This is a genomic window from Thermomonospora cellulosilytica (assembly GCF_014138835.1).
GTDB classification, from domain to species: Bacteria; Actinomycetota; Actinomycetes; order Streptosporangiales; family Streptosporangiaceae; genus Thermomonospora; species Thermomonospora amylolytica.
This window is the reverse complement of sequence record NZ_JACJII010000001.1, coordinates 2,695,206-2,720,209: the sequence shown is the minus strand read 5'-3', so window position 1 is coordinate 2,720,209 and position 25,004 is coordinate 2,695,206. Positions and strand designations below refer to the sequence as shown.

At 71.8% G+C, this 25,004-nt stretch carries 34 protein-coding genes; 29 read left to right on the top strand and 5 right to left on the bottom strand.

Annotated features, from left to right (window positions below):
• The 8 genes from HNR21_RS13075 to HNR21_RS13040 all read left to right on the top strand — a co-directional run bounded on the left by HNR21_RS13075 (window position 1) and on the right by HNR21_RS13040 (window position 6,797).
• Window positions 1-276 (top strand): hypothetical protein, encoded by a 276-nt coding sequence (locus HNR21_RS13075; RefSeq protein ID WP_182705426.1) that lies wholly within the window; start codon window positions 1-3, stop codon window positions 274-276.
• 4 nt (window positions 277-280) lie between these two features.
• Complete coding sequence (locus HNR21_RS13070) at window positions 281-592, top strand: hypothetical protein (RefSeq protein ID WP_182705425.1); 312 nt, start codon at window positions 281-283, stop codon at window positions 590-592.
• A gap of 123 nt (window positions 593-715) precedes the next feature.
• Window positions 716-1,225, top strand: a complete 510-nt coding sequence (locus tag HNR21_RS13065) for a helix-turn-helix domain-containing protein (RefSeq protein WP_182705424.1) — start codon at window positions 716-718, stop codon at window positions 1,223-1,225.
• Window positions 1,222-2,502 (top strand): PBSX family phage terminase large subunit, encoded by a 1,281-nt coding sequence (locus HNR21_RS13060; protein ID WP_182705423.1) that lies wholly within the window; start codon window positions 1,222-1,224, stop codon window positions 2,500-2,502. The genes HNR21_RS13065 and HNR21_RS13060 overlap by 4 nt, the downstream gene beginning before the upstream one ends.
• 84 nt (window positions 2,503-2,586) lie before the next feature.
• Entirely contained in the window at window positions 2,587-3,048 is a 462-nt protein-coding gene (locus HNR21_RS13055) for a WDGH domain-containing protein (protein WP_182705422.1), read from the top strand.
• Window positions 3,049-3,051: 3 nt separating this feature from the next.
• The gene (locus HNR21_RS13050) at window positions 3,052-4,653 is read left to right on the top strand and encodes a phage portal protein (protein WP_182705421.1); all 1,602 of its coding nucleotides are present in this window, start codon (window positions 3,052-3,054) and stop codon (window positions 4,651-4,653) included.
• Window positions 4,654-4,659: 6 nt separating this feature from the next.
• Window positions 4,660-6,594 (top strand): phage minor capsid protein, encoded by a 1,935-nt coding sequence (locus HNR21_RS13045; protein WP_182705420.1) that lies wholly within the window; start codon window positions 4,660-4,662, stop codon window positions 6,592-6,594.
• Entirely contained in the window at window positions 6,591-6,797 is a 207-nt protein-coding gene (locus HNR21_RS13040) for an Rmf/CrpP fold protein (RefSeq protein ID WP_182705419.1), read from the top strand. The genes HNR21_RS13045 and HNR21_RS13040 overlap by 4 nt, the downstream gene beginning before the upstream one ends.
• Here HNR21_RS13040 and HNR21_RS13035 read toward each other — a convergent pair.
• Together HNR21_RS13035 and HNR21_RS13030 are read right to left on the bottom strand one after the other, a co-directional pair.
• Window positions 6,785-7,081, bottom strand: a complete 297-nt coding sequence (locus tag HNR21_RS13035) for a hypothetical protein (RefSeq protein ID WP_182705418.1) — start codon at window positions 7,079-7,081, stop codon at window positions 6,785-6,787. The genes HNR21_RS13040 and HNR21_RS13035 overlap by 13 nt on opposite strands.
• 95 nt (window positions 7,082-7,176) lie before the next feature.
• Window positions 7,177-7,461 (bottom strand): hypothetical protein, encoded by a 285-nt coding sequence (locus HNR21_RS13030; protein WP_182705417.1) that lies wholly within the window; start codon window positions 7,459-7,461, stop codon window positions 7,177-7,179.
• A 177-nt stretch (window positions 7,462-7,638) separates the two neighbouring features.
• Between HNR21_RS13030 and HNR21_RS34670 the strand changes: the two genes are divergently transcribed.
• From HNR21_RS34670 to HNR21_RS12940, 19 genes are all read left to right on the top strand, one after another.
• Window positions 7,639-8,337 (top strand): hypothetical protein, encoded by a 699-nt coding sequence (locus HNR21_RS34670; protein WP_220500140.1) that lies wholly within the window; start codon window positions 7,639-7,641, stop codon window positions 8,335-8,337.
• Window positions 8,338-8,390: 53 nt separating this feature from the next.
• Complete coding sequence (locus tag HNR21_RS13020; protein ID WP_182705416.1) at window positions 8,391-9,614, top strand: SU10 major capsid protein; 1,224 nt, start codon at window positions 8,391-8,393, stop codon at window positions 9,612-9,614.
• A gap of 48 nt (window positions 9,615-9,662) precedes the next feature.
• On the top strand, window positions 9,663-9,857 hold the full coding sequence (locus tag HNR21_RS13015) for a hypothetical protein (protein ID WP_182705415.1): 195 nt from the start codon (window positions 9,663-9,665) through the stop codon (window positions 9,855-9,857).
• Between the two features lie 3 nt (window positions 9,858-9,860).
• A complete protein-coding gene (locus tag HNR21_RS13010) occupies window positions 9,861-10,211 on the top strand; it encodes a hypothetical protein (RefSeq protein WP_182705414.1) in 351 nt (116 codons plus the stop codon).
• 180 nt (window positions 10,212-10,391) lie between these two features.
• Complete coding sequence (locus tag HNR21_RS13005) at window positions 10,392-10,784, top strand: head-tail connector protein (protein WP_182705413.1); 393 nt, start codon at window positions 10,392-10,394, stop codon at window positions 10,782-10,784.
• On the top strand, window positions 10,784-11,113 hold the full coding sequence (locus tag HNR21_RS13000; RefSeq protein ID WP_182705412.1) for a hypothetical protein: 330 nt from the start codon (window positions 10,784-10,786) through the stop codon (window positions 11,111-11,113). Before HNR21_RS13005 ends, HNR21_RS13000 begins: the two co-directional genes overlap by 1 nt.
• The gene (locus HNR21_RS12995; protein WP_220500139.1) at window positions 11,110-11,451 is read left to right on the top strand and encodes a minor capsid protein; all 342 of its coding nucleotides are present in this window, start codon (window positions 11,110-11,112) and stop codon (window positions 11,449-11,451) included. The genes HNR21_RS13000 and HNR21_RS12995 overlap by 4 nt, the downstream gene beginning before the upstream one ends.
• A complete protein-coding gene (locus tag HNR21_RS12990) occupies window positions 11,448-11,870 on the top strand; it encodes a minor capsid protein (protein ID WP_182705411.1) in 423 nt (140 codons plus the stop codon). Before HNR21_RS12995 ends, HNR21_RS12990 begins: the two co-directional genes overlap by 4 nt.
• 14 nt (window positions 11,871-11,884) lie before the next feature.
• Entirely contained in the window at window positions 11,885-12,337 is a 453-nt protein-coding gene (locus HNR21_RS12985) for a phage tail tube protein (protein WP_182705410.1), read from the top strand.
• A 2-nt stretch (window positions 12,338-12,339) separates the two neighbouring features.
• Entirely contained in the window at window positions 12,340-12,795 is a 456-nt protein-coding gene (locus HNR21_RS12980) for a hypothetical protein (RefSeq protein WP_182705409.1), read from the top strand.
• 284 nt (window positions 12,796-13,079) lie between these two features.
• Complete coding sequence (locus tag HNR21_RS12975; protein WP_182705408.1) at window positions 13,080-15,929, top strand: phage tail protein; 2,850 nt, start codon at window positions 13,080-13,082, stop codon at window positions 15,927-15,929.
• Between the two features lie 3 nt (window positions 15,930-15,932).
• Complete coding sequence (locus HNR21_RS12970) at window positions 15,933-16,808, top strand: phage distal tail protein (protein WP_182705407.1); 876 nt, start codon at window positions 15,933-15,935, stop codon at window positions 16,806-16,808.
• Between the two features lie 10 nt (window positions 16,809-16,818).
• Entirely contained in the window at window positions 16,819-17,904 is a 1,086-nt protein-coding gene (locus HNR21_RS12965; protein ID WP_182705406.1) for a hypothetical protein, read from the top strand.
• A gap of 3 nt (window positions 17,905-17,907) precedes the next feature.
• On the top strand, window positions 17,908-19,065 hold the full coding sequence (locus HNR21_RS12960; protein WP_182705405.1) for a hypothetical protein: 1,158 nt from the start codon (window positions 17,908-17,910) through the stop codon (window positions 19,063-19,065).
• Complete coding sequence (locus HNR21_RS12955) at window positions 19,062-19,601, top strand: hypothetical protein (RefSeq protein WP_182705404.1); 540 nt, start codon at window positions 19,062-19,064, stop codon at window positions 19,599-19,601. Before HNR21_RS12960 ends, HNR21_RS12955 begins: the two co-directional genes overlap by 4 nt.
• Window positions 19,601-19,966 carry a hypothetical protein gene (locus HNR21_RS12950; RefSeq protein ID WP_182705403.1) on the top strand — a complete coding sequence of 122 codons (366 nt, stop codon included), beginning with the start codon at window positions 19,601-19,603 and terminating at the stop codon, window positions 19,964-19,966. The genes HNR21_RS12955 and HNR21_RS12950 overlap by 1 nt, the downstream gene beginning before the upstream one ends.
• Window positions 19,967-19,980: 14 nt before the next feature.
• A complete protein-coding gene (locus HNR21_RS35975; RefSeq protein WP_281402044.1) occupies window positions 19,981-20,106 on the top strand; it encodes a hypothetical protein in 126 nt (41 codons plus the stop codon).
• Between the two features lie 2 nt (window positions 20,107-20,108).
• Window positions 20,109-20,900: a peptidoglycan-binding protein gene (locus HNR21_RS35215; protein WP_246442132.1), complete on the top strand. Its 792-nt coding sequence runs from the start codon at window positions 20,109-20,111 to the stop codon at window positions 20,898-20,900.
• A 72-nt stretch (window positions 20,901-20,972) separates the two neighbouring features.
• Window positions 20,973-21,212: a hypothetical protein gene (locus HNR21_RS12940; protein ID WP_182705402.1), complete on the top strand. Its 240-nt coding sequence runs from the start codon at window positions 20,973-20,975 to the stop codon at window positions 21,210-21,212.
• Window positions 21,213-21,279: 67 nt separating this feature from the next.
• Here HNR21_RS12940 and HNR21_RS12935 read toward each other — a convergent pair whose 3' ends face one another.
• From HNR21_RS12935 to HNR21_RS12925, 3 genes are all read right to left on the bottom strand, one after another.
• A complete protein-coding gene (locus HNR21_RS12935; RefSeq protein ID WP_182705401.1) occupies window positions 21,280-21,456 on the bottom strand; it encodes a hypothetical protein in 177 nt (58 codons plus the stop codon).
• Window positions 21,453-21,623: a hypothetical protein gene (locus HNR21_RS12930; protein WP_182705400.1), complete on the bottom strand. Its 171-nt coding sequence runs from the start codon at window positions 21,621-21,623 to the stop codon at window positions 21,453-21,455. Before HNR21_RS12930 ends, HNR21_RS12935 begins: the two co-directional genes overlap by 4 nt.
• A 294-nt stretch (window positions 21,624-21,917) precedes the next feature.
• On the bottom strand, window positions 21,918-22,883 hold the full coding sequence (locus HNR21_RS12925) for a hypothetical protein (protein ID WP_182705399.1): 966 nt from the start codon (window positions 22,881-22,883) through the stop codon (window positions 21,918-21,920).
• Between the two features lie 188 nt (window positions 22,884-23,071).
• Here HNR21_RS12925 and HNR21_RS12920 point away from each other — a divergent pair, with 188 nt between their 5' ends.
• Complete coding sequence (locus tag HNR21_RS12920; protein ID WP_182705398.1) at window positions 23,072-23,329, top strand: GntR family transcriptional regulator; 258 nt, start codon at window positions 23,072-23,074, stop codon at window positions 23,327-23,329.
• 463 nt (window positions 23,330-23,792) lie between these two features.
• Window positions 23,793-25,004: an exodeoxyribonuclease VII large subunit gene (gene xseA, locus HNR21_RS12915; RefSeq protein WP_182705397.1), complete on the top strand. Its 1,212-nt coding sequence runs from the start codon at window positions 23,793-23,795 to the stop codon at window positions 25,002-25,004.

Sequence of the window (25,004 nt, the reverse complement as noted above, 5' to 3'; positions counted from 1 at the left end):
ATGACCCCCGACAAGCCCGCCCCTCCTCAGCTCCCCGACCTCGGCCAGCCACTTGCCGACGCCCTCGCCGAGGCCGGCCGTACCCTCGGCCACGCCCTCGCTGGGATCCGCTTCACCCTCACCGCGCAGGGCGCCCTCGCCAGCGTCCTCACCGGCGACGAGGCCGCCGCCCGGACCGCGCTCGCCACCCTGGACGACGACCAGCGCCGCACCGTCCACCTGGCCGCCTCCCGCCTCGCGATCCTCGCCGCCCTCACCGCCGGCATGGAAGGCTGACGGCATGGACTACCAGGGACCTGCCACCCTCACCATCGACGGCGTTGACTACGACGTCACCGCCGACCTGTATCGGAAGGACGGAGGCTGGCGCGGAGTCGTCACCGGCCACGACATCGCGGTCGCCGCCTTCCTCCACTACGACGACGTCCGCCGATATCAGCTTCGGCTGCCCAACGGACGCGCCGGCGAGGTGGTCTTCAGGGGCAGCACGTTCACGGTCGCCGATCACGCTGCCGAGACCAGATCCCAGAGCATGATCATCGAAGGTACGGGCCCGGCACCGTTTGACACCGGGCCTGTGGATAACCGATGATCAGAGCTGTTCTTCGCATGCCCTCCTAAAGGGCGCCAACGCCCCGCGCAGTAGGCGGGGCGTTCTGCTGTCCAAACCCGCCTGGAGGCCCACCATGGCCTGACCCCCCGGGGGGTGGTGCCGATGGCAGCCGGCCGCCCCATCACCGACCACGACCGCCGCCGCGTCGCCGAACTCCACGCCGCCGGAAAGACCCGGAACGAGATCGCCCGCGAGATCAACCGCGCACAATCCACCGTCTCAAAGATCGCCGCCGAACTCGGCCTCACCTTCGACCGCCGCCGTACCGCGGAGGCCACCCGAGCGAAGCAGGCCGACGCCAAGGCCCGCCGCGCCCAACTCGCCCTCAACCTCCTCGCCGACGCCGAACGCATGCGCGCCCAACTCTGGGAACCGGCCACCATCTACAACTTCGGCGGCAAGGACAACGACTACAACGAACGCCAGGTCGACAAGCCGCCGCCCCGCGACCAACGCGACATCGCCCACACCACCGGCATCCTCATCGACAAGCACATCCGCCTCATCGAGGTCGACGCCGACCAGGGCATCGACGACGGCAAGGCGATGCTCACCCAGCTCGCCACCGCCCTCGGCCAGGCGTGGGCCGCCGGCCAGAACACCCAGCAGTGACCGACCTGCTCGACGCGCTGCCACTGTCCCGCAAGCAGGTCGACTACGTCGTCAACAGCACGGCGTTCATCAACCTCAGCGAGGGGTCGATCCGCTCCGGCAAAACCATCTCCAGCCTGCTCCGCTGGCTGATCTACGTCGCCAACGCACCCCGCGGCGGCGAACTCGTCGTCGTCGGCCGCACCCGCGACTCGCTCGCCCGGAACGTCTTCGGCCCGCTGATGGACCCGGGCATCTTCGGGCCGCTGGCCAAGCTCACCCACTACACCCCCGGCGCCGCCACAGCCACCATCCTCGGCCGCACCATCCACGTCCTCGGCGCCTCCGACGCGAAGGCCGAGAAGGTGCTCCGCGGCCTGACGTGTGCCGGGGCGTACGTCGACGAGCTGACCGTCATCGCCGAGGACTTCTTCCAGCAGCTCATCGGCCGCTGCTCCGTCCCCGGCGCGCAGATCTTCTGCACCACCAACCCCGACTCCCCGGCGCACTGGGTACGGACCCGCTTCCTGGACCGCCTGGCCGACCTGCCCGACTGGCGCGTCTGGCACTTCACCCTCGACGACAACCCCGCCCTCCCCGACGAGGTCAAGCAGCGGTACCACCGCCAGTACACCGGCCTGTGGCGCCGCCGCTTCATCCTCGGCGAGTGGGTCGCCGCCGAAGGCGCGATCTACGACATGTGGGACCCCGACACCCACGTCGTCCCCTGGGAGCAACTCCCCACCATGGCCCGCCTCATCGGCGTCGGCCTGGACTACGGCACCACCAACCCCACCGCCGGCATCCTCCTCGGCGTCTCCGCCGACGGCCGCCTCTACCTCGTCGACGAGTGGCGCCACGACCCCAAGCACGACGCCACCCGCCTGACCGACGGCCAGCTCTCCGCCAGCTTCCGCGACTGGCTGGCGAAGCCGCACCTGCCGACCGGACAGACGCTGCCGATCGAGTGGATCGTCGCCGACCCCTCCGCCGCCTCGTTCCGGACCCAGCTCGCCGTCGACGGCATCCACACCGCCCGCGCCGACAACGACGTCCTCCGCGGCATCGGCCTCACCGCCACCCTCCTCACCGAGCGGCGGCTCCTCGTCGCCGACCGCTGCCGCGGCTTCATCCGCGAGGCCCCCGGCTACTCGTGGGACCCCGACGCCACCCTGAAGGGGCTGGACGAGCCCATCAAGGTCGCCGACCACAGCCTGGACGCCGGCCGGTACATCCTCGCCACCACCGAGGAACTCTGGCGCCCGATGCTGCGCAGCCCCCTCGGCCTCGCCGCGTAGCAACCCCTGATCCCCGGTCCGGCGCGTGCGCGAGGGGTCGCGCGCCGGACCGGCACCAACCCCTCACACCCCTCGGAGGCATCCATGGCCGCACCCGTCCGCCTGCCGATCCGCATGACCATCGGCGACATCGACACCCCCATCGAGGTCGGCACCGTCGAGTTCCCCTACGCCCCCGGCACGGGCGGCTTCGCCATCGACTACCCGAGCCTCGCCAGCGCGCTCCGCCAGGCCGCCGACAAACTCGACCCGGGCCCGACGAACGAGGTCTACCGCGAGCGGGCTCGCCTGGTCGCCTACCTCGCCGCCCAGCACCCCGGCGACGCCGTCATCTCCTACAGCGACCCCAGCACACCGGGCTGGCCCGTCATCACCATCAACACCCCCGCAGGCCAGATGTCCTGGCACATCAGCCCCGACGACATCGACGTGTTCCCCCCGTCGATCCTGCGCGTGCACCCCGAGGACCCCCGCGCCACCTGGGACGGCCACACCACCGCGGAGAAGCACGAGCGCCTGGCCAACCTGACCAGACAGGGGAGGTGACCGATGCCCCTTCCCGCCGGTAACGAGGTCTGGCCGCCCCCCGCGCTGGACCCCGTCACCACCCAGCTCGCCGTCTGGTCCGCGTGGTACTCCTCCGACCTGGACGCCATCAGCGCCCTGTACGGAGGCCCCACCGCCGGCGACCCCGCCCGCGGCAACGCCTCCGCCCAGAACGCCGCCCGCGACTCCTGGCGCCTCCGCATCGGCCGCACCATCGCCCGCTGGTTCTGGGGCACCCCCACCCCGGCGACGGAGAAGCGCACCAAGCTGCACCTGCCGATCGCCCGCGACATCGCCAGCACCAGCGCCGACCTACTGTTCGGCGAGCCCCCGACCTTCACGGTCGAAGCCACCGAGACGCAGGCCCGGCTCGACGAGCTCACCGGCAGCCACCTGTGCGCCACCCTCACCGAGGCCGCCGAACTGTGCGCCGGCATGGGAGGCATCTACCTGCGCATCTGCTGGGACAAGACCCTCCGCGACCGCCCATGGATCTCCGCCGTGCACGCCGACGGCGCGATCCCCGAATGGCGCTGGGACGCCCTCGTCGGCGTGACGTTCTGGCGAGAGATCGCCGTCGACGGCCAGAAGGTGATCCGGCACCTGGAGCGGCACGAGCCCGGCCACATCCTCCACGGCGTCTACGAAGGCACCGCCACCGACCTCGGCAAGCCCGTCGACCTCGCCGCATTCCCCGAGACGGCCGGCCTTCAGCCGGTCATCGAGACCGGCACCCCGGGCCGGTTGACCGCTGGCTACGTCCCCAACATGCGCCCCGCCCCGTGCTGGCGGCACGAGCCCGCCGGCGCCAACCTCGGCCGCGCCGACTTCGACGGCGCCGAGCCTTTGATGGACGCCCTCGACGAGACCTACAGCAGCCTCATGCGGGACATCCGGCTCGGCAAGGCACGACTGCACGTCCCCGCCGCCTACCTGGAATCCCAGGGCCCCGGCAAGGGCGCCCTGTGGGAGGACCGCGAGCTGTACGTCCCCATGACCGCGCTCGGCGCCAACAAGCTCGACGCCGGGCTGCAGATCTCAGAGACCCAGTTCGCCATCCGCGTCGACGAGCACCTGCGCACCGCCGCCGACCTGCTCCAGCGCATCGCCCAGACCAGCGGCTACTCCGCCCAAACGTTCGGGTTGCAGGGTGACGGCGGCCTGGCCACCGCCACCGAGGTCGACGCGCGCAAGGACCGCACCACCGCCACCCGGGCGAAGAAGGTCAACTACTGGGCACCCGAGCTCTCGGAGTTGGCCCTGACGCTCCAGCTCGTCGACAAGGCCGTGTTCGGCCACGGGTACACGCCGGAACGCCCGGACGTCGACATGGGCGACGGCGCCACCGAGTCCCCCCGGCAGATCGCCGAGACCCTCGAGCTGCTGCACCGCGCCGAGGCCGCGTCGATCGAGACCAAGGTGCGGATGCTCCACCCGGACTGGGACGACGTCCGCGTCCGCCAGGAGGTCGACGGCATCCGGCAGGACAGTGGCATGTTCGACCCGATCGAGGCCGCCGTCGACGACACGTTCCGCCGCGGCGGCGACCCGGCCGACCCGACCCAGCCGGCGCCTACCGACCCGGCCGTCCCACCCACCGAGTAGCCACCCATGGCCGTCGACCCCGACATCGTCGACGAACTCGCCGCGCAGGTCGCCGCCGTCTACCAGGAAGCGGAGACCGCACTCGTCCGGCTCATCACCCGCCACCTGGACGCGGGCCTGGACTCCCCCGCCGCGGAGCGCCGCCTCGGCGGCATCCGCGCCCTCCGCCGCGCCGCCACCGCCGTCATCGCCGCCCTCGAGGCCGACTCCTCCGACACCATCCGCCGCACCCTGGCCGACGCCTACCGGCACGGCTGGACAAGCGCCCTGGCCGACCTCCCCGAACGCTGGATGCCCCGGTCCGGCATCGGTCAGGCCGCCCGCGCCGCCCTCGCACAGATCCCCGGATTCGGCTTCGTCGAGGCCCTAGCGTCCGCGTTGATCCGCGACTTCGGCGCGGTGCACGGCAACATCCTCCGCAACGTCATGGACGCCTTCCGGTCGGTGCAAGCCGCCGCCGCCGCGCGGATCCTCACCGGCGTCCAGACCCGCCGCCAGGCCAGCCAATCGGCGTGGCAGGCCCTCGTCGACCGCGGCATCACCTCATTCGTCGACAAGGCCGGCCGCCGCTGGCGCCTGTCCTCCTACGTGGAGATGGCCGCCCGCACCAACGCACAGAGAGCCGCCACCCAGGCCCAGGTCGACCGGCTGTCGACGCTCGGCGTCGAGCTGGTGTACGTATCCGACGCCGTCCAGGAGTGCGAGCGCTGCCGCCCCTGGGAGGGCAAGATCCTGCGCACCACCGACGGGCCGCTCGAGGTCGTGACCGAACACGCCACCCGGGACATCCCCGTCACCGTCGAAGCCGCCGGCACTCTCGACCAAGCGCGCGCCGCCGGCCTGTTCCATCCGAACTGCCGCCATTCGATCTCGGCGTATCTGCCCGGGGTGACCCGCGTCCCCCGCGCCCACGCCGACCCCGACGGCTACAAGGCCCGCCAGCGCCAGCGCGCCCTCGAGCGCCGCATCCGCAGGGAGAAGGAGCGGGAGCAGGCCACGCTCACCGACGAGGCCCGGACCGCCGCCCGCCGCCGGATCCGAGCCGCACAGGCGGCCCTCCGCGAGCACCTCGCCGCCAACCCCGGCCTCAAACGCCTGCCCTACAGGGAGCAGGTCGGCGGCGGCAACATCCCGCCCCGCGACCAGCGCGGCGACCCGGCCGGCGGCCTCGGACCACCGTCCGAGCCGACCATCGACGGCGGACCCGCCCCCGCGCCCGCCCGCCGCACGGGCCGGACCCTGCCACCCGACGAGCCGGTCGACGACCGCCGCCAGCCCGGCCTGGGCCAGGCCGCCATCGACGACCCGGACCGCCCGGACCCGCGGGACATGAGCGACGAGCAGCTCGACCAGGCGCTCATGGACGCCCTCGCCGGAGCGGGCGACCAGGACTGGATCGACCGCCTGGCCGCCGAGGTCGACCGCCGCGAAGCCGAGGCCCGCGCCCGCGAAGCCGCCCGGGAGCGGGACCGGCAGCGCCGCGAGGAACGGGAGCAGCAGCTCGCCGACCGCGTCATCGAGCTCATCGACCAAGGGTGGCCCGAAGAGGACGCCGTCGCCGAGGTCTACGGCATCTCCGTCGAGCGGCAGCGGCGGCAGCGGGCGATCGACGACCTCCGCGCCCAGGGGTACAGCGGCGCCGGGTTCGAGGAGCTGGCGCGGCAGGCGTACCGCGACTACGTGCACCAGCAGTGGCTCGACGCCGAGGCCGCGACCCGCGGGCACATGGTCACCCGGGAGGGACAGGCCCGCGGCATCGACCCCAAGTCGCTGTTCACCGGGCCGGAAGCGCGGGCGCGGAGATGGGCGTCCGACGACCTCAAGGCGTGGTGGGATGAGCATGGACGCCTCACGTTCGAGGAGTTCAAGGCGCAGCTCATCGACGATTTCGAGGCGATCCGTAGACGCCGCGACAGATCCGGGGGAGACTTCCTCGCATGACCGCCACGCCCGCCGACCGCGCCGCCGCCATGCGGCTCGTGCTCGCGCACGCCGAAGGCAGGCGGGCGGCCAGCGAGGGCCGGGCCATGTCGTCCTGCCCGTACGACCGGCACGCCGACGACCCCGTCACACGCGCCCGCGCCCGCATGTGGCTCCGCGGCTACGACAAGGTCAACCCGTTCCCCGTCGACTACTCCGGCTGAGAGGTCTTGCGCGGCCGACCGCCGCCGGCGCCCCGGCCCGGCCGTCCGCGATACCAGGCCCAGATCTCCGGTTCCCGCCGCGGCGACCATCCCGGCTTGCCGTCGTGAAGGATGTCCGGCGCGGGGAACGGCCGGTACGTCTCCCCTGACTCGTATCGGTCTTGCCACTTGCGCACGGCGTCGCCGGACACCCCGAACCACTTGCCGATGTCGTCGCGGGACAGGTAGCGCAGCACCTTGCCCTCGGGGGCGGGCGGGCCGTCGGTCAGGTAGTCGTCTCCCACGAGGACACCCTTGCCAGCGGCGGCGCGCGCCGCAACCCCGGACCACCACGTAGCGGCGGCGCCGGGGTCGTCGGGCGGGGGCACCAGGTACCCCATCAGGCGGCCGGCCGGTAGCAGGCCAGGTCCGCCTCGTCGACGCGGACCGCGTAGGTCACGGTGCCGTGCCGCTCCAGGTGCTCGCCGCCGGACAGGTCGATGACGAGCTGCTCGCCCACCGGCTCGGCGGCGGGGGCGGCGGGCAGGGCGAACAGGACGGGCTCGCCGTGCTCGTCGGTCGGCTGCTCGACCTCGGCGACGGTCTCCTCGGCGGTCTCGGCGTCGGCGAGGGCGTCCCAGATGTCGGTCTGGTCGTTGATCAGGGCCACCTGTCGGTCGATCATCGCTGCTCCTAGAAACGTTGTCCGAGATTGGGACAACGTTAACGCGACCCCATAAACGTTGTCCAGCTTTCGGACAACGTTTCTTGAGACTCCCTCCGCCCGGAGCGGAGGGCCACCCACCGGCCAGGGCCAGGCGCCCGGCCACCCCACCCACGCGAGCACCCCAGGAGGGTCCGCATGACCACACCCGCCCAGCCGGCCCCGGCCCCCCAGCCGCCGGCCCCGACCCCACCGCAGACCGGCACCCCGCCGGCGCCCGACCCCCAGCAGCCGCAGGCCGCGCCCGCCGCACCGCAGGCGCCCACGCAGCCCGTACCGCAATCGGCTCCGGCTCCGGCCGCTCCGGTTCCGACCCCGCCCACTTGGCAGCCCCCCGCGCAGCCAGCCACCGGCAACAGCAGCGACGGCGAGGGAGACGGCGGGGACCGCGACCTCTCCAAGCTCCCCCAGTGGGCCCAGCGTGAACTGACCAAGGCCCGCGAGGAGGCCGCGAAGTACCGCGTCCGAGCCCGCACCGAGACCGTCCAGCGGCACGCCTACGCCGTCGCCGGCCAGCTCGGCGCCAACCCCGACGCCCTGCTCGGCTCGGTGGCGTTCGCCCAGGCCGCCGAACAGCTCGACCCGAACGCCGCCGACTTCCCGGCGCGGCTCGCCGAGATGATCCAGTCGGCGCTGGCGGCGAACCCGTGGCTGGCCGCCCAGCCGACCACCCCGGCCACGCCCCCAGTACCGCCCACCAGCGGCGGCCAGTTCCCAGGCGCCCCCCAGGCGCCCGCGCCGACCCTTCAGCAGCAGATCGCCGAAGCCGAGGCCAAGGGCGACTGGAAGACCGCGCGGCAGCTCAAGACCGCGCTGATGGTCCAGTCCACTCAGTAACCGCCCGGGCGGCCATGAGCCTGCCCGGACCCCCATAGGAAGGAGACTCCCGCATGGCGGGTATCACCGGGCAGGCCACCACCTTCGGCCTGCCGAACTTCGTCGGCGAACTGTTCGCCGTCACCCCCACCGACACCCCGTTCCTGTCGGCCATCGGCGGACTGACCGGCGGGGAGGCCGCCAACGCCACCCTCTTCGAGTGGCAGGGCTACGACCTGCGCGACGCCTCCGCCTCCCGGCAGCGCGTCGAGGGCGCCAACGCCCCCGCCGCCGAGGCCCGCGTCCGCTTCAACGTGACCAACGTGGTCGAGATCCATCAGGAGGCCATCGAGGTCACCTACACGAAGATGGCCGCGGTCGGCCAGTACGCCTCCACCGGCTCGGCCAACCCCAACGCCGTCGGACTCGCCGGCTCCAACCCCGTCGTGAACGAGCTGGACTGGCAGATCGACCAGGCACTCAAGCAGATCGCCCGCGACGTCGAGAAGTCCTTCATCACCGGCAAGTTCGCCAACCCCGGCACCAACGCCAGCCCTCGCAAGACCCGCGGCATCATGGAGGCCACCGTCACCAACGTGTCCGACAAGGGCACCCTCAAGGGCACGGCCACCATCGAGGCCGACGACGAGAACTTCACCATCGCCGCCCACGGCATGACCAACGGCACCGCCGTCACCGTCCGGAACCTGACCGGCGGCGCCGACGGAGTGCTGGAGGAGAACCGCATCTACTACGTGCGGGACAGCGCCGCCAACACCTTCAGGCTCGCGCTCAAGCCGGGCGGCGCCGCGATCACGTTCTCCACCGACGGCGGCGCCGACGTCTACACCCTCACCGCCCTGACCGAGGCGATGGTCCTGGACCTGCTCCAGGACGTGTGGGACGCCGGCGGCATCCAGGAGTCCGACACCGCCGCGGTCATGGTCAACGGCACCCTCAAGCGGGCCCTGACGAAGATCTTCATCACCGACAAGGGCTTCCAGGAGCAGTCCCGCGACATCGCCGGTGTGCACGTCATGACGATCGAGACCGACTTCGGCCGGCTCAACGTCATGCTGAACCGGCACATGCCGTCCGCCGCGCTCCAGGTCGTGTCGCTGGAGGAATGCGCGCCCCGGTTCCTGCCGATCCCCGACAAGGGCTTCCTGTTCGTCGAGGAGCTCGGCCGCGAGGGCTCGGCGGAGCGCAGGCAGATCTACGGGGAGATCGGCCTGAAGTACGGCAACGAGAAGGCCCACGGCAAGCTCCTGGGCGTCACCGCACCGGCCGGGGCCTGAGCGATGAGCCGGTTCCGTTGCGCGCGGTTCCCGGCCGGGACCGCCCACGTGCGCACCACGGCGGGCATCGTCACCTTCACCGACGGCACTGCCCACGTCGACGACGCTGAGCTGGCCGCCGCACTCCGCGAGGTGCCCGATGTGTTCGGCATCGCCGAGGAGGGCGGCGCGAAGGGGCCGTCCTCTTCTCCGGCCCGTCCGGCGCGTAGCTCCACGAACCGCCGCCGCACCAAGGAGGACTGATCGATGGCACGCCAGGACATCACCAGCAGCCAGATCAACCAGATGTCGTCCCGGGGCGTGGTCACCCCCGTGACGGTGGCGGCGCACGTCGACGGGCACGCCTTCGTCAACGACGGCAAGACCATGGTCACCTTCGAGAACACCAACGCGGCCACCCGCACCGTCACCGCGAAGGTCCCCGCCGTCGTCGACGTGAACCTCGACGTCCCGGACCGGCAGATCACCCTGCCGGCCACCACCGGCCGCGGGCAGCTCGGACCGTTCGGGCCCGAGTACACCCAGCCGGACGGCAAGGTGCACATCGACTTCTCCGCCGACGCCGGTGTCGTGTGCACGTACTGGCGGCTGCCGTGACCACCTACGAACGTCTCGGCGACTCCGGGGAGGTCGTCGAGCGCGTCACCCCCGTGCCGGGCGGCTACGAGGACACGCGGCTCGGAGTCGCCGCGCTGGAGGGCAAGGGAGGGTGGCGGGTCGCCGGCCAGCCGGAACCGCCGCCCCCCGCCCCACCCCGGGAGAAGGAGGAGGGCGAGGATGCCGACGTACGCGACCCCGGCCGACCTCGGCGAGCTGCTGGCGCCCGCCCCGGCGCCCGCTAACGCCGCCCGGCTCCTGGCCCGCGCATCCCGCATCATCGCCCGGGAGACCCTGTGCGCCGTCTACGACGTCGACCAGGCGGGACTCCCCACCTCCCAGACGCTCAAGGACGCGCTGCGAGACGCCACCTGCGAGCAGGTCGCCTACTGGCTGGAGACCGGCCGCGACGAGGGCATCGGCACCGGCTACACCTCGGTCGGGATTGGATCGGTCAACCTCACCCGCGCCGGCGCGGGCGGCGGGGATGAGGACGACGGCGACGCGTGCGAGCAGGCCCTGCTGATCCTCCAGCAGGCCGGGCTGACCGGCCACGGCCCGGTGGCGTGCTGATGCCCGGCATCCCCTCGTTCCTGCTACGCCACGAGGTCGTCGTCGAGCCGCTGATCGGTGAGGGTCCGTTCGGGTCGACGTACGGCCCCCGCACCGCGGTGCGCTGCTTCCGCGACGACAAGCGCCGCCTGGTCCGCGGGACGGACGGCAGCGAGGTCGTCTCCGAGACGACCCTCTACATGCGGCTGTCCGAGACCTGCCCCGTCGGGTCCCGCGTCACCCTCGACCAGGGCACGGCCGGCGAGCGGGTCACCACCGTCATCACCGCCGCGCGCCGCGACGGCGGCGGCCTCCCGACACCCGATCATCTGGAGGTGACGCTGCTGTGACCGTCCGCATGACCTGGAATGGCCCCCAGGTGCAAGCCGCAGAACGGGAGGCCGCCGAACGCGGCGTCGCCCTGGCCGCCGAGCATCTCCTCGGCGCGTCCCGTCAGCGTGTCCCGCTGGAGGAGGGGACCCTGGAGCGGTCCGGCGTGGCCAGCACGGACGGCCTGGAGGGCGCCGTGTCCTACGACACGGTGTACGCCGTCCGCCAGCATGAAGAGCTGACCTGGCGGCACGACCCGGGTAGGACGGCGAAGTACCTCGAGGGCCCCCTCGAGGAGGAGTCCGCCGTGATGCTGGAGATCGTCGCCGCGCAGATCCGCCGGGCGCTCCGGTCATGACGCTGCTGGAGGAGTTCGCGCGGCTCCTGGAGCTCCGCGGCCTCGGCGAGTACCACGAGGACGGCAGCGCCGGCGGCAGCATCTTCCTGGCCGCGCTCCCGTCGAGCCCGGACCGCTGCAAGGCCATCGCCCTCTACGGCGGCGGCGACGCCGACTCCCGCCTGGCCTACGACGAGCCGAGCCTGCAGGTCCGCTGCCGCGGCACCACCGACCCCCGCACCGCCGAAGCCGACGCCCAGCAGGTGTACGACGCGCTGCACGGCCTCGGCATGCTCACCCTGCCCGGCGGCACCTGGCTCCAGCTCATGCTCGCCAAGCAGTCCGGCCCCGTCTACATCGGCCGGGACGTCAACGGCCGCCACGAGTGGACGGTGAACCTCCAGGCGGAGATCAGCCGACCCACACCCCACCGCGTCTAAGGAGGGCGCACACCATGACCCTGCGGAAGATCAACGCCCGCGACATCATCGTCCAGGTGCAGGCCGCCGACGGCACCACCTGGATCGAGGTCGCCGGCCTCAACAGCGTGACCGTCAACCCCGGCGAGAACGAGGAGACCGCCGAAACCACCACGTTCGCGTCCCAGGGCGCCTACGAGCAGGAGGTCATGCAGCGCGGCGCACAGCTCACCCTGGAGGGCTTCCTGCTCAAGGACGACGCCACCGGCGCGCAGGACCCCGGGCAGCTCCGCTGCGAGACCCTGGCCGCCCAGGTCGGCGTCGCCTCGCTGGGGAAGGCGCGGTTCCGGCACCCGGTCGACACCCAGTGGAAGGTGTGGAACGGCACGTTCTCCCTCGGCGAGCAGGGCGGCGGCAACAACGACAAGACCGGATGGCAGTGCACCATCACCCGGTCCGGCGCCTCCTCCACGATGGCGGTGTCCTGACCATGACCGAGAACCCCTCCACCATCGACGCCGACGAGGTCGACGAGGCCGGCGAGGCCGGCGAGACCATCGACTTCAATGCGTGGCTGGCGACCGAGCAGGCCGCACGCGGCGGCGGCAAACGCATCCGCGTGTTCGGCAAGGTCATCGCCCTGCCCACCGACCTGCCACTGGGCTTCACCCTCGCCCTGGACCAGACCTCCGAATCGTCCGACCTGGACGACGTCAAGAAGATGGTCGCCGCCCTGTACGGCGACGACGCCCTGGACCACTGGGTCAAGGAGGGCCTGGGCCTGTTCGGATTCCAGGTCCTCCTCGCCTACGGGTCGGCGGTCGCCGCCGGCCAGACCGTCACCCTCGACGAGGTCGCCGCCAAGGTCCGCGAGGCCAACAAGCAGCGGGAGCAGGGAAAAGCCCAGAAGCCCGGCAGGGGCAAGAAGGGCAAGAGACAGCGCTGATCCGGCGGATCCGCCGCCACTGGCCGCTGATCATCGCGGACTTCTGGAGGGAGTACCGCATCACCGCCGGCCAGCTCTACGACCTGCCGACACGCCAGTTCTTCTGGCTCCTGCAAGGACTCTCTGAACAGTCGGTGTTTCGGCAGGTCACCGGAGGCGAACCCGTCGAGGTGTCCGGTGAGGACGCCCGCTCGCTGATCGCCTCCCTGTAACCCTTCCCCGCCCCCGTCCCCACACGCGCGCCCGCGCGCACACAACTGCATAGCGACTGGTGAGGGGGTGTCATGGCCCTCACGATCGGCGAGTTGGTCGCCCTCATCCGTGCCGACGACAGCGGTTTCCGCCGCGGCGTGCAGGGTGCTCGCCGCGAGCTGGACGGCCTGTGGCGCGACGCCAACGGCCGACTCCGAGATGCACAGGGCCGGTTCGCCACCGCGGGCGAGGAGTCCGGCCGCGGCTGGGGATCCCGGCTGGGCCGCGCCGCCGGCACCGCCCTGGCCGCCGGGCTCCGTGGCGTGGTCGGCACCGCCCGCACCGCGGGCACGGCCCTCCTCAGCGCCGCCCTCCCCCTCGCCGCAGTCGCGACGACCGCAGCGGCGGCGGCCCCGCTGCTCGCCCCGGTCGGCGCCGAGCTGCTGGCGGTCGGCAAGGCCGCCTTGTCCGCGGGTCCGGCGCTGCTGGCGCTCGGTGTCGCCGCGAAGATCAGCAAGTTCGCGCTGACGGAGATCTTCAAGGAAGGCAGCGCGGCACGCCAGGCGCTGTCCCCGCTGGCCGACGCCTTCACCAAGGCCGGTGAAGCAGGATCGCAGGCGGCTGCACGCGGCATCCGCCCCCTGGCCAACGAACTACGTAAGGCCGCGTTCCCGATCGTCGAGAAGTTCATGATCGGCGTCGGGAAGGCCGCCAACACCGTTCAGCGGGAGTTTCTCGGCTGGGCCAAGTCCGCGCCGGGACTCGCAACCCTGAAGGGCATCCTCGACCCGATCAGCGCCTCCATGCAGGCCCTCGCACCGAAGGTCAGCAAGGTCGCGATCGAGTTCGTGGCGATGCTCGGCCGGATCATGGGCATCAGCACCGCCGCCGGCACGTCCGGGCTGGGCCGCGTGCTGGACATGGTCGCCGAAAAGCTCCGCGGCATCACCGCCGCCAGCGTCCAGGGCGGGCTGGACAAGCTCGCCTCCACGTTCAACACCATCCGGAACGTGGTGTCGACGGTGGCCGGATGGCTCGGCACTCTTGTCGACGCCTACCGGACGTACAACACCGAATTCCGGCTGATCGCCGACGCCGTGTCCATCCTGGCCATTGCGTTCGGTGGCCCGGTCGTCGCCGCCATCGGCGCCGCCGGTCTGATCATCAGGCATTTCGACCAGGTCAAGGCCGCGTGGGAAAGCCTCAAGGCCGCCTTCGCAGGCGGCGGCGGGTCCGGTCCGCTCGGCAGCTTCATCAACAACCTGCGGACCGCAGCGAACGAAGTACTCCCGTCCCTCAAGGGCGCATTCGAGCAGATCAAGGCCGCCGTGCTCCCGGTGCTCCAGGAGATCGGCGGGAAGATCGTCAACGAGCTGGTTCCCGCGATCGGTGAGCTGGTCGCCGCGCTGGCGCCGGTCGTGTCGTGGCTGATCGACAAACTCGGCCCGGTCGTCGCGAACACCTTCAAGAACATTCTCAATGTCGTGTCGGGTGCGATCAGCATCATCACCGGCGTCATCAAGGTGTTCACCGCCATTCTGACCGGCGACTGGGGTAAAGCCTGGGAGGGCATCAAGCAGATCCTGTCCGGCGCCTGGCAGATCATCAAGGCAGTCGTCAGCCAGGCCATCAACATCATCAAGGGCACCATCAGCATCGGCCTCGACGTCATCAAAGCGGTCTTCACCCGCGTCTGGAATTCCATCAAGTCGCTGGTGTCCACCGTCTGGAACGGCATCAAGTCGCTGATCTCCGGGGCGATCGGAGCTGTCAAGAACACCATCACCCGCCACATCAACACCATCAAATCGGGATGGTCGCAAGGCTGGAACGCCATCAAGTCGGCCGCGGCGAACGCGATGAACTCGCTGCGGAACGCCATATCCAACGGCGTGTCCCGGGTGGTGTCGATCGTGCGCGGAATTCCCGGCAAGATCCGCAGCGCCCTCGGCAACCTCGGGTCGCTGCTCGTTGCAGCCGGACGCAGCGTCATCCAGGGTCTGATCGACGGCATTTCGACCATGCTCGGCAAGCTCAAGGGAATGCTCAACAAAGTCACCGGCCTGATTCCCGATTGGAAGGGGCCGATGTCCAAGGACAAGCGGCTCCTGTACAAGACAGGGCAGGCCATCATGGGCGGCCTGATCAGCGGGATGACCGGCACCGTCGACAAGATCAAGTCGACGGCGGGGCAGATCACTGAGCAGATCCGCAAGGCGTTCGCGGGCAGGCGCACGACGATCGATGACCGGCTGATCGCCTCGCTGCGCCGGTCCACAGCCCAGCTCACCACGCTCGCCACCCAACGCGACAAGATCGCAGCCCAGCTCAAAGAAGCCCACGACTTCGCCGCCGGCACCGCTTCGAACGCGCAGCAGTTCGCCGGGCTGGCCTCGCTGCGGGCCACCACCGCCGCGGGCATCCGCACCGGCCTCCAAGGCAGGCTCACCACCCTGCGCAAGTTCGCAACCGACATCCGCACGCTCGCGGCGCGCGGGCTCAGCAAGGGTCTGCTCCGCCAGCTCCTGGAGGCCGGTCCCGAAGCCGGCGGGCAGCTCGCCGCCGCCCTGGCCGCCGCCGACGGCGACACCCTCGGCGCGATCCAGGCCGCGCAGCGGGAGATCGACGCGGTATCCGATCACCTCGGCCAAGTGGGGGCCGACGTCCTGTACGACTCCGGCCGGGGCGCCGCACGCGGGTTCCTGGCGGGGCTGATCGATCAGCAGAGGGCGATCGAGGCACAGATGTCCAAGATCGCCTATGGGTTCGCGGGGCAGGTCGCGCGCGCTCTCGGCGGCAAGGCGCCCCGCCCGCCCGCCACCCGGGATGACAGGGCGACCGCGCGCGCCGCGGTGCACATCGAGAACTACCACGAAGCGCCCCGCGGCTCCGCACGCGCGACCGCCGAGGAGCTGCTGTTCCTGGCGACGGCGAGAGGGTAGACGGTGGCTCCTGGCGACCTGATCACCGGCGACGGCCAGATCGAATGGCGCGGCCTGCTCCTGGGCGCCGGCACCCCCTACGGGTGGCTCGGCCTGGACGGCTGGCGCGACCTGCCCGGCGTCGACACCGGCAACATGCCCCGGCCCGCCCGGCACGGCTCGTGGCCCGGGCGGGTCCTCGCTCAGGAGCGGGTCGTCACCTTCACGTGCCTCGTCCGCGCGCTGGTCGCCGACTTCCCCGCCGCGGTGGCTGCCCTCGAGTCCGCGATGACGCTGTCGGAGACCGGCGCCGAGGAAGCCCTCGTCGTCTCCACCCTGTCCGAGCGGCGCCTCGTCTACGGGCAGATCACCGGCCGGGCCATGCCGATCGACAAGGCGTACCGCGTCGGGCACGGCCGCGCGACCCTGCAATGGGTGTGCGCCGACCCCCGCAAATACTCCCTGGTCGAGCACACGGAGACGATCCCCCAGCCCGCCGTCTCCGGCGCGGGACTCGTCTACCCGCTCACCTACCCGCTCACCTACGGGCCTGCCCCGGAGACCGGCACGCGCACGGTCACCAACGCCGGTGACGTCCCCACCTCGCCGACGATCACGTTCACCGGCCCGTGCACCGACCCCGCGCTGATCAACGTCGGCACGGGCACGCGGCTGGAGTTCGCCCTGCCCCTGGCCGCCGGCGAGGAGCTGGTCGTCGACACCGCCGCTGGGACGGTGCTGCTGGGCGGCATGGCGGACCGGCTGTACACGCTGACCGGGGCCTCCGTGCCTGTGGAGGCGTTCGAGCTTCCCCCCGGGGACAGCATGCTCGCGTTCCGCGGCGGCGGGTTCTCCGGCGGCGCCACCTGTGACGTGACCTGGAGAGACGCATGGATGTGAGGAGCACGCTGTGACGGTTCGGGTGTTCGCCCAAAAGGACGGCGCCACGGCGGAGGATCACCGCCTGGCGTTGTCGGCGTTCATGGGCCTCGGCGCCGCCGGTGTCTTGGACCGCCGCGCCGGCGTCTTCCCCTCGCCGGGGGCCGCCGCCCTCACCAACGTCGGCCCGATGACCGCCCGCGTCGGCACGTTCATGGCCTGGGCCGACGGCACCAGCAGTTCGCTGCAGGGCGGGTATCCGGTCGTCGTCGACGCCCCCGTCGACGTCACCTACGACCCCGGCGAGGCCGGAGTCGCACGCGTCGACCGGGTCGTCCTGGAGATCCGCGATAACCCCTACGACGCGTCCGGTTTCCAGGACGGCCGTGTCCGCATCGTCAAGGGTCAGGCCAGCGGGGCGGCCAACCCGGTGCCGGCCAACAGCATCCTGCTGTACGAGACCACCGTCCCCGCGGGCGCCAGCGCGGGCGGCGGCGGGTTCAACATCACCGCCGCCTCCGTCGCGAAGTTCCCCTACGCCTGCGCGGCCGGTGGCATCCTGCCCGTCCGGGACGCCGCCGACGAGGCCACCATCACCCCGTACGAGGGCATGCGGATCTACCGGCTCGACGGCCAGGACCCCCGCCTGTACCGGGGTGGGGCGTGGGTGTGGGACGCGCCGCCCCGCGCCTGCCGGAAGATCGCCGACCAGACCGCCCCCAGCACGACGCTCGTCAACGACAACGAGCTGTTCGTCTCGACGCCGGCGGACACCCTGTGCGAGATCACCGGCGAGCTCTACTACTCGGCGGACCCCGCCGCCGACTTCAAGGTCGCATGGACCGGCCCGTCCGGCTCGTTCATCGACTATTCGATCCACGCCGCCGCCCCCTCAGTGGCGGGCACCACCGGGTCGGTGGTGTTGGACCGGCAGGACATCTCCAAGACCCCCATCCTGGGCGGGGCGGGCACCACGGTGCACATGGTGGCCAGGATCGACGGCATGTACTACTCCGGGTCCGGCGGGCAGTTGCGGGTGCGGTTCGCGCAGGCCAACACGCACGCCTCGCCGGTCACGATGCGGTTCGGGTCGCACTTCGTGCTGCACCGGGTCTGAGCCGTGGCCGTCCAGTACCGCTACCAGTTCTGCGATCTGCTCACCGACCGGCCGCTGGCGGACCTGCCCCTCACCGGCGTGAGCTTTGACCGGCGCATCATCCAGGCCGGCAGCTTCCGCGGCACCATCCCCGTCCCCAATCGGCGGATCGCCGAGGAGGTCCGCAAGGTCGTGCCCACTGGCCCGGGCGAGATCCAGACCGGCCCGGGCCGCACCGTCGTGCACGTCCACCGGAACGGCGCCCTGTGGGGGACTTATCTGATCTGGCAGGCCACCCCGCAGGCTGATGAGCGGGGCCGGATCAGCGTCGAGATTCAGGGCGCCGCGCTGGAGTCGTACCTCGCGCGTCGGGAGATCCGGCAGGACGTCACCTACTCCGGTGCCGACCAGACCAGCGGCATCGCCGCCGGCCTCGTCAACCACATGCAGGCCGTGCCGTCCGGGAACATCGGCCTGACGGTGGTCGCCGCTCCGTCCGGGGTGTTCCGTGATCGCGCCTACCGGCGGTCCGAGGCGGGCACCTACGGGCAGCGGCTCACCGAACTCGCCAGCGTTGACGGCGGCTTCGAGTGGATGATCCGCACCTACATCAGCGGCGGCGCGCGGATCCGCGAGTTCCGCACCGGCTACCCCCGGCTCGGCACCGATGTCCCGGCCGCCGACTGGACCTTCGCGCAGCCCGGCAGCGTGCTCTCGTGGTCGTATTCGGCGGACGCCACCGCCGCCGCCACGTCCTACCAGGCCCGCGGCGACACCACCCAGGACGACGCCGCCGCCGACGGCGAAGCCCTCATGTCGGCTGAGGCTCACGCCGACGCCTACCTGGACGCCGGGTGGCCGCGGTTGGACGCCACTGTCGACCACTCCACCGTGACCGAGCAGGACACCCTCGACGCCTACGCCCGATGGTGGGCCGCGACGAGGCCGGGCGTGATCCGAGTGCCCCAGGTCACCGTCCGCCTGGACGAGGAGACGCCGGTCGACCCCAACCAGCTCGGCCGCTACGCCAAGATCACACTCGTCAACGACTGGTTCCCCCTCGCCGATGGCAAACCGACGTTCTCCCAGCGCTGGCGGGTGATCGGCCTGGAAGTCACTCCCGAAGACCGACAGGGCCAGGAGCGGGTGAAATTGCTGTTCGCAGAGGGAGACGACGCGTGACCGGCCTGCCCGCCTACCCGGCCGACTGGGCGACCCTGTTCACCACCCTGGACCGGCGTGTTCGGGAGGCGTACACCGCCGCCACCCGCCGCCCGTTCGTCCCCCCGCTGCACGCCCGCAAGGTCAACGACGGGCCACCGGCCAACGCGACCATCACCCTGACCGACGACCCCGACCTCACCGTCCCCGTCCAGGCAGGCACCGTCTACGAGCTGCGATGCCTGCTCATCTATGCCGCCGACCCCGCCGCCGACCTCAAGGTCGGATGGACGGCCCCCGCCGACGCGACGCTGACATGGTGGCGCACCGGTCTCAACGCCGCCGGCGCCGTCGACACCCCAGCACTCACCCTCGCCGACACGGTCGCGCTGGCCGGGGTCACGTCTGCGTCGACGCGGCAGGCTGCGCAGCTCGGCGGGATCCTCACCGTCGGCACGACGGGCGGCCATCTGGCGCTGCGGACCGCGCAGCAGACCTCGCATGCCTCCGACGCCACCGTGTACGCCCCGTCGCTGCTGATCCTGGAGCGCCTGTAGTGACCATTGAACAGCCCCCATCGTCCCGGCTGGAGCTGGTGATCTTGGAGATGCGGGGATCCGTCGACGTGCGGCTGGCTGAGATCGCCGGGCACCTGGCCCTGCTCGACCAGCGGATCGCGGCGACCGAGCAGCGGCAGGAGGACCGCGAACGCGCCGCCCGCGAGGCCCGGGAGGCGCAGGCGCAGCAGCTCGCCCGGCTGGACGAAAGGGTCGATGCGCTGGAGTCCAACGTCGTGACTCGCGCTGATTTGAACAGCCGGTGGCAGCGGACGGCCGCGGCCCTGGGGCTGCTGATCACCGTCATCGGGATCGTCGCGTCCGCACTCACCGCCGTGATCATCGCGATCGTCAACAACCCCTGACCCCTGGAGGCCCCATGTCCACCATCCCTCTGCCCGACCCTGTGGCCGGGCCGACCGAACCCGACGAGGAGCAGGTGCTCCGCGACCTGTACGGCGAGCCCGACTCCGGCGGGTTCTTCCGCGGCGAGGAGGTGAGCTGACCATGGGCACCGCAGCGGGCATGCTCGCGGCGGCGCGCGCCGACATCGGGCTGGCCGGGCGGCCGAACCGGATCACCCGGGACTACTCGGCACGGCACGGCAACGGCTTCCTGTCCGCGCCGTGGTGCGACATGGCGATCACCTACTGGGCCCGTAAGAGCGGCAACCAGGCGGCGGTGCTGCCTGGGGGCGATCGCGCCTACACGGTGTGGCACGCCCAGGACTTCCAGCGGGCCGGCCGCTGGCACCCGGGGACCGTCGCCAACCTCAACCGGGCCAGGCCGGGGGACATCGTGTTCTTCGACTGGGGCGAGTCGGACTCGATCGGCGCGATCGACCACGTCGGCATCGTGGAGAAGGTGCTCGGCGGCGGGCGCGTGCAGACCATCGAGGGCAACACCGGCGACCGGTGCATGCGCCGCATCCGCTCCGCCGCGGTGATCGCCGGCTACGGACGGCCCGCGTACGACGAGGGCGACGAGGGCGACGAGGGCGACGAGGGCCAGGAGGAGAAGCCCCAGCCGAAGCCGCGGCCGAAGCCGATCGTCCAGGCTCCGCCGTTCCCCGGCCGATACCTGCGCTACCGGCTCGGCCGGCCGATGATGACCGGCTCCGACGTCGCCCGCTGGCAGCGCCAGATGGTCGCCCGCGGCTGGCGCATCACGGTCGACGGGTGGTACGGGCCACGGTCGGCCGAGATCTGCCGGGACTTCCAGGAGGAGAAGGGCCTCGAGGTCGACGGCATCGTCGGCCCGGCCACCTGGGCGGCGGCCTGGGAGGCGCCGGTCACCTGACCCGGCATATCAGCCGGTATGAATTCGGGCCGTCCGAAGAACGGCCCTTCTGACCTCGAGGAGGGTCCCCACATGTACGACTCGATCATGCGCACCGTCGTCCCGCTCGTGGTGGCGGTGCTGCTCGGCCAGGCCGCGAAGGTCGGCCTGGCCCTGCCGGAGGGGGCGGTGACGGAGATCGTCACCGTCGTCGCCGGCGCCCTCTACTACGCCCTGGCGCGGGTCCTGGAGCGGGAGTTCCCGGCGGTCGGCCGGCTGCTCCTGTCCGCCGGGCTCGCCCGGGGCACAAACCCGAGCTACGTGCGCCGGTAGCCCCGACAACGAACCGCCCCCGCCCCCGCCCTCGGGGAGGGCGGGGGCGGCTTCGTCATGCCCGAAGTCAGGCGGCGCGGCGCCACTCCTCGATCGTCTGCCTTATCGCCTCGTCGGTCAGACGCTCCCGCCGCACCCGCCACCGGCGCTCAGCCTCATCCCACGCGGCGTCGATGACGATGATGGCCCCGGCTGTGGCGATGACGGCGACGAGGACGGCGAGCGCCTGCAGCACCCCGATCATCTCCCCTCCTGGTCGGGTTCGGGCCGTAGCGCATCGAACACCTCTCGGGCACGCTCCAGCGTGCCCGCATCGCCGCGGGTGGGGTGGCCGGCCGTGGGGAGATTGTCCAGGATGACGTCGAGCGCCGCCGCCCTTTCGGAAAGTCGGTATCGCTCCCGTTCCTCCACCTCCGCCCCTCCCCTTGTCGATGTGGAGGGCCCCGCCGCACTCCCCCCTCGGCGGCGGGGCCCTCTCCTAACCCTCGGAGCCGCGGGTCCGATCCCCACGCGGCCCCGAGGGCGCCGCACCCCCGGCATCAACCCCGCAGACGGTGAGAGGCCGGGGCATGCGGCGGTATGGAGCGGCGGCGCCTCTCCGCGCATGCGCCGCCGCCGTCCGGGGGGCGGGCACGCCGGTCCCTCCACCACGAGGACGTCCGACGTGCCCGCCGTCTCTACCAGCGCATAGGCCCGTACTGGGTGTTACATCTGGGTCAGCCGGTCCCGGATCTCCCGGATCGGCTGACCGATGCGCTGCTCCGCGATCCGGACGATCTCGTCCACCCGGCCGCGCAGGACCGGCTCCAACCGGCCCTCGGCACGGTTGAGCGTCTGGTGTACCGCGTCGACCGCGGCGGCCACGTCACCCGACCGGGCGCGGCCCTCGGCCACGTCCAGGCGGGCGTGCGCCCGCAACAGCCGGGCCTGTGGAGGCAGGGTGCGCAGGGCTTCGAGTGCGTGCTCCTCGGCCGCGGTGCGCAGGTGCGGCCAGCGCACCAGCGCCCGGGACACGGTCATGTGCGCGACCGGTGTCGACCAGCGGTCGATCCGTCCCGCGTAGGGAACGTCGGCGAGCGTCACCGCCGTCTCGGCCGCCCGGACCGTGGCCCGGGAGTCGCCGAGGATGCTGAGCACCCGCGCGGCTTGGCCGGCGGCCATGCCGCGCAGCTCGGCCGTGGTGGCGTAGGCGGCGGCCAGGTCGGCGTCCGCGTGGAGCCGGCGGCGGCCGAGCCGCCAGTACATGGCGGCGTTCGCCGCCCGCGCGTGGGCGAGGGAGATGAGCGTGGAGTCGCCGACCATGCGGGCGTACCGGTGGGCCGTCTCGAACCACCTGATCCCGTTCGCCTGGTCGGCCAACGTGATCGAGTTGGACCCGGCGATGACCGCGACCCGGGCCCGCAGGTCGTGCACGCTCGTGCGGGCGTGCGGGTAGCGGTCCAAGTTCGCCCAGCAGGCCACGATCGCGACCTGGAGATCGCGTGCGGGCACGGTGCCCATCCGCTGATACAGGGACTCGACCTCGGCCCCGAGTCGGGCCCGCTCGTCGTGCGTTGTGCCCTGCTCCTTCTCCAGTCGCACGTAGGGTGCAGCGGCGGACAGGAGCGGTGCGGTGGCGACCATCCCGGCCGCCTTGAGCGCGTTGATCAGGATGTCGCGTCTGGGCTGCATGTCCTGAGAGTCAGCAGCCCGTGGCCAGATGTCCATGCAGGGTAGACCTCCCCTGACTGCCCGGTAAGCCCCGAGTGGGCTCACCGGGTGTGGCGGCGTTGTGACCGCAGAGTACGACAGGTAGACCATGGCTGACCAGGGTTCACCGTACCTTGGTCGGGTAATCCCTGGTCAGTACGTTCCGGCCCATGTCCATCGACCATGACGACGCCAGGGCGCCCTACCAGCAGCTCGCCGACATCCTTCGGGGGAGGATCGCCAGCGGGAAGTATCCGGTTGGGCGTCGGCTGCCATCGCTCATGGAGCTGGAGTCTGAGTTCGACCTGAATCCCAAGACGATCAGAAAGGCGATCGACGTGCTCCGGGCCGAGGGGCTGGTGCAGACCTCTCCGGGTCGTGGGGTGTTCGTGCTCGCGCAGAAAGCAGAGCCGCCCGCCGACGAGTAGCCGGCGGGCGGACCCTCTCTCCTCCTACGCCGCCACAGCGTGGGAAGGGACACCACGAGGGTACTGGCGAGGCGACTTACCGGGAGATACCGGGGGCACATCGAGGGCACATCGACGCGGGAAAATGAGGTATCCCGAGGTATCTCCCGGTAAGTCGTTCTGGCAGCTCAGACCGCGATTGCGATCATCGCCGCAGGTCACACGCCCCCCGCTTTCGAAAGTACGAGAACCGCCTCGCCAAGCTCCACGGCAACGGCAACGGCAACCGCTGACACGACACCGCGCGCCCCGGGGACGGCGTCCCCGGGGCGGGGGCGTGTGCGGGTCACCCCGCCGCCGCGTCGGTGAGGACATGGTCGGCGTCCACCTCGTGGAGCGTCCACGGACGGCCGGCAGACCCTCGAAGAACTTAGCCTCGTTAGCTTTCGTGGTGAGCCCGGTCACGGGGGCTAGGCTGCCGGGCATGGCGATGGAGACCTCCGCGGAGTCCCCGGTCCCGGTCCGCACCGTGCTCAACGCGGTGGCCGGCTGGATCGGCCGGCTCGGCCGGATCTGGGTCGAGGGCCAGATCACCGAGCTGAACCGGCGCGGGAGCACCGTCTACCTGACGCTGCGCGACCCGGTGGCCAACATGTCGGTCCGGGTGGTCGGGCCGCGCGCGGTGTTCGAGGCGGCCGGCCCGGCGGTGACCGACGGCGCCCGGGTGGTGGTCCACGCCAAGCCCGACTTCTGGGTCAACCGGGGCACGTTCTCGCTGGCGGCGCTGGAGGTCCGTCCCGTGGGGGTGGGCGAGCTGCTGGCCCGGCTGGAACGGCTCAAGCAGGTGCTGGCCGCCGAGGGCCTGTTCCGGCCCGAGCGCAAGCGGCCGCTGCCGTTCCTGCCCCGCGCGGTCGGGCTGATCTGCGGCCGGGACTCCGACGCCGAGCACGACGTGCTGGAGAACGCCCGGCGGCGCTGGCCCGCGGTGCGGTTCAAGGTGGAGAACACCGCGGTGCAGGGCTCGCATGCGGTCGGCGAGGTCATGGCGGCGCTGCGCAGGCTGGACGCCGACCCGGAGATCGACGTGATCGTCATCGCCCGGGGCGGCGGGGCGATGGAGGACCTGCTGCCGTTCTCCGACGAGGCGCTGGTCCGCGCGGTGGCCGCCGCCCGCACCCCGGTGGTCAGCGCCATCGGGCACGAGCAGGACAGCCCGATCCTGGACCTGGTCGCCGACGTGCGGGCCTCCACCCCGACCGACGCGGCCAAGAGGGTCGTCCCGGACGTGCGCGAGCAGCTCCAGCTGGTGCGGCAGCTGCGGGACCGGGGGCGGCGCTGCGTGGCGGGCCGGGTGGAGCGCGAGCTGGCGTGGCTGGAGGCGATGCGGTCGCGGCCCGCGCTGGCCGACCCGGTCCGCGAGATCGAACGCCAGCACGAGCAGATCCTCGCCCTGCGCGACCGGGCCCGCCGCTGCCTGTCGGCCGCCCTGGACCGGGCCGGCGACCACCTCTCCCACACCCGGGCGCGGCTGCTGGCGCTCTCCCCCGCCGCCACCCTGGAACGCGGGTACGCGATCGTGCAGCGCCCGGACGGGACGGTGCTGCGGTCGGCCGGCGACGCCGGCAAGGGCGACGAGCTGCTGATCCGGCTGCCGGACGGCCGGTTGCGGGCCACCGCCGACGGTCCGGCGGACTAG

What these genes read in the sequence shown, in the direction of transcription:
- HNR21_RS13075 (WP_182705426.1), top strand. Translation starts at nt 1, where the DNA reads ATGACCCCCGACAAGCCCGCCCCTCCTCAGCTCCCCGACCTCGGCCAG.
- HNR21_RS13070 (WP_182705425.1), top strand. Translation starts at nt 281, where the DNA reads ATGGACTACCAGGGACCTGCCACCCTCACCATCGACGGCGTTGACTAC.
- HNR21_RS13065 (WP_182705424.1), top strand. Translation starts at nt 716, where the DNA reads ATGGCAGCCGGCCGCCCCATCACCGACCACGACCGCCGCCGCGTCGCC.
- HNR21_RS13055 (WP_182705422.1), top strand. Translation starts at nt 2,587, where the DNA reads ATGGCCGCACCCGTCCGCCTGCCGATCCGCATGACCATCGGCGACATC.
- HNR21_RS13050 (WP_182705421.1), top strand. Translation starts at nt 3,052, where the DNA reads ATGCCCCTTCCCGCCGGTAACGAGGTCTGGCCGCCCCCCGCGCTGGAC.
- HNR21_RS13045 (WP_182705420.1), top strand. Translation starts at nt 4,660, where the DNA reads ATGGCCGTCGACCCCGACATCGTCGACGAACTCGCCGCGCAGGTCGCC.
- HNR21_RS13040 (WP_182705419.1), top strand. Translation starts at nt 6,591, where the DNA reads ATGACCGCCACGCCCGCCGACCGCGCCGCCGCCATGCGGCTCGTGCTC.
- HNR21_RS13030 (WP_182705417.1), bottom strand. Translation starts at nt 7,461, where the DNA reads ATGATCGACCGACAGGTGGCCCTGATCAACGACCAGACCGACATCTGG.
- HNR21_RS34670 (WP_220500140.1), top strand. Translation starts at nt 7,639, where the DNA reads ATGACCACACCCGCCCAGCCGGCCCCGGCCCCCCAGCCGCCGGCCCCG.
- HNR21_RS13020 (WP_182705416.1), top strand. Translation starts at nt 8,391, where the DNA reads ATGGCGGGTATCACCGGGCAGGCCACCACCTTCGGCCTGCCGAACTTC.
- HNR21_RS13010 (WP_182705414.1), top strand. Translation starts at nt 9,861, where the DNA reads ATGGCACGCCAGGACATCACCAGCAGCCAGATCAACCAGATGTCGTCC.
- HNR21_RS13005 (WP_182705413.1), top strand. Translation starts at nt 10,392, where the DNA reads ATGCCGACGTACGCGACCCCGGCCGACCTCGGCGAGCTGCTGGCGCCC.
- HNR21_RS13000 (WP_182705412.1), top strand. Translation starts at nt 10,784, where the DNA reads ATGCCCGGCATCCCCTCGTTCCTGCTACGCCACGAGGTCGTCGTCGAG.
- HNR21_RS12990 (WP_182705411.1), top strand. Translation starts at nt 11,448, where the DNA reads ATGACGCTGCTGGAGGAGTTCGCGCGGCTCCTGGAGCTCCGCGGCCTC.
- HNR21_RS12985 (WP_182705410.1), top strand. Translation starts at nt 11,885, where the DNA reads ATGACCCTGCGGAAGATCAACGCCCGCGACATCATCGTCCAGGTGCAG.
- HNR21_RS12980 (WP_182705409.1), top strand. Translation starts at nt 12,340, where the DNA reads ATGACCGAGAACCCCTCCACCATCGACGCCGACGAGGTCGACGAGGCC.
- HNR21_RS12975 (WP_182705408.1), top strand. Translation starts at nt 13,080, where the DNA reads ATGGCCCTCACGATCGGCGAGTTGGTCGCCCTCATCCGTGCCGACGAC.
- HNR21_RS35975 (WP_281402044.1), top strand. Translation starts at nt 19,981, where the DNA reads ATGTCCACCATCCCTCTGCCCGACCCTGTGGCCGGGCCGACCGAACCC.
- HNR21_RS35215 (WP_246442132.1), top strand. Translation starts at nt 20,109, where the DNA reads ATGGGCACCGCAGCGGGCATGCTCGCGGCGGCGCGCGCCGACATCGGG.
- HNR21_RS12940 (WP_182705402.1), top strand. Translation starts at nt 20,973, where the DNA reads ATGTACGACTCGATCATGCGCACCGTCGTCCCGCTCGTGGTGGCGGTG.
- HNR21_RS12935 (WP_182705401.1), bottom strand. Translation starts at nt 21,456, where the DNA reads ATGATCGGGGTGCTGCAGGCGCTCGCCGTCCTCGTCGCCGTCATCGCC.
- HNR21_RS12925 (WP_182705399.1), bottom strand. Translation starts at nt 22,883, where the DNA reads ATGCAGCCCAGACGCGACATCCTGATCAACGCGCTCAAGGCGGCCGGG.
- HNR21_RS12920 (WP_182705398.1), top strand. Translation starts at nt 23,072, where the DNA reads ATGTCCATCGACCATGACGACGCCAGGGCGCCCTACCAGCAGCTCGCC.
- xseA (WP_182705397.1), top strand. Translation starts at nt 23,793, where the DNA reads ATGGCGATGGAGACCTCCGCGGAGTCCCCGGTCCCGGTCCGCACCGTG.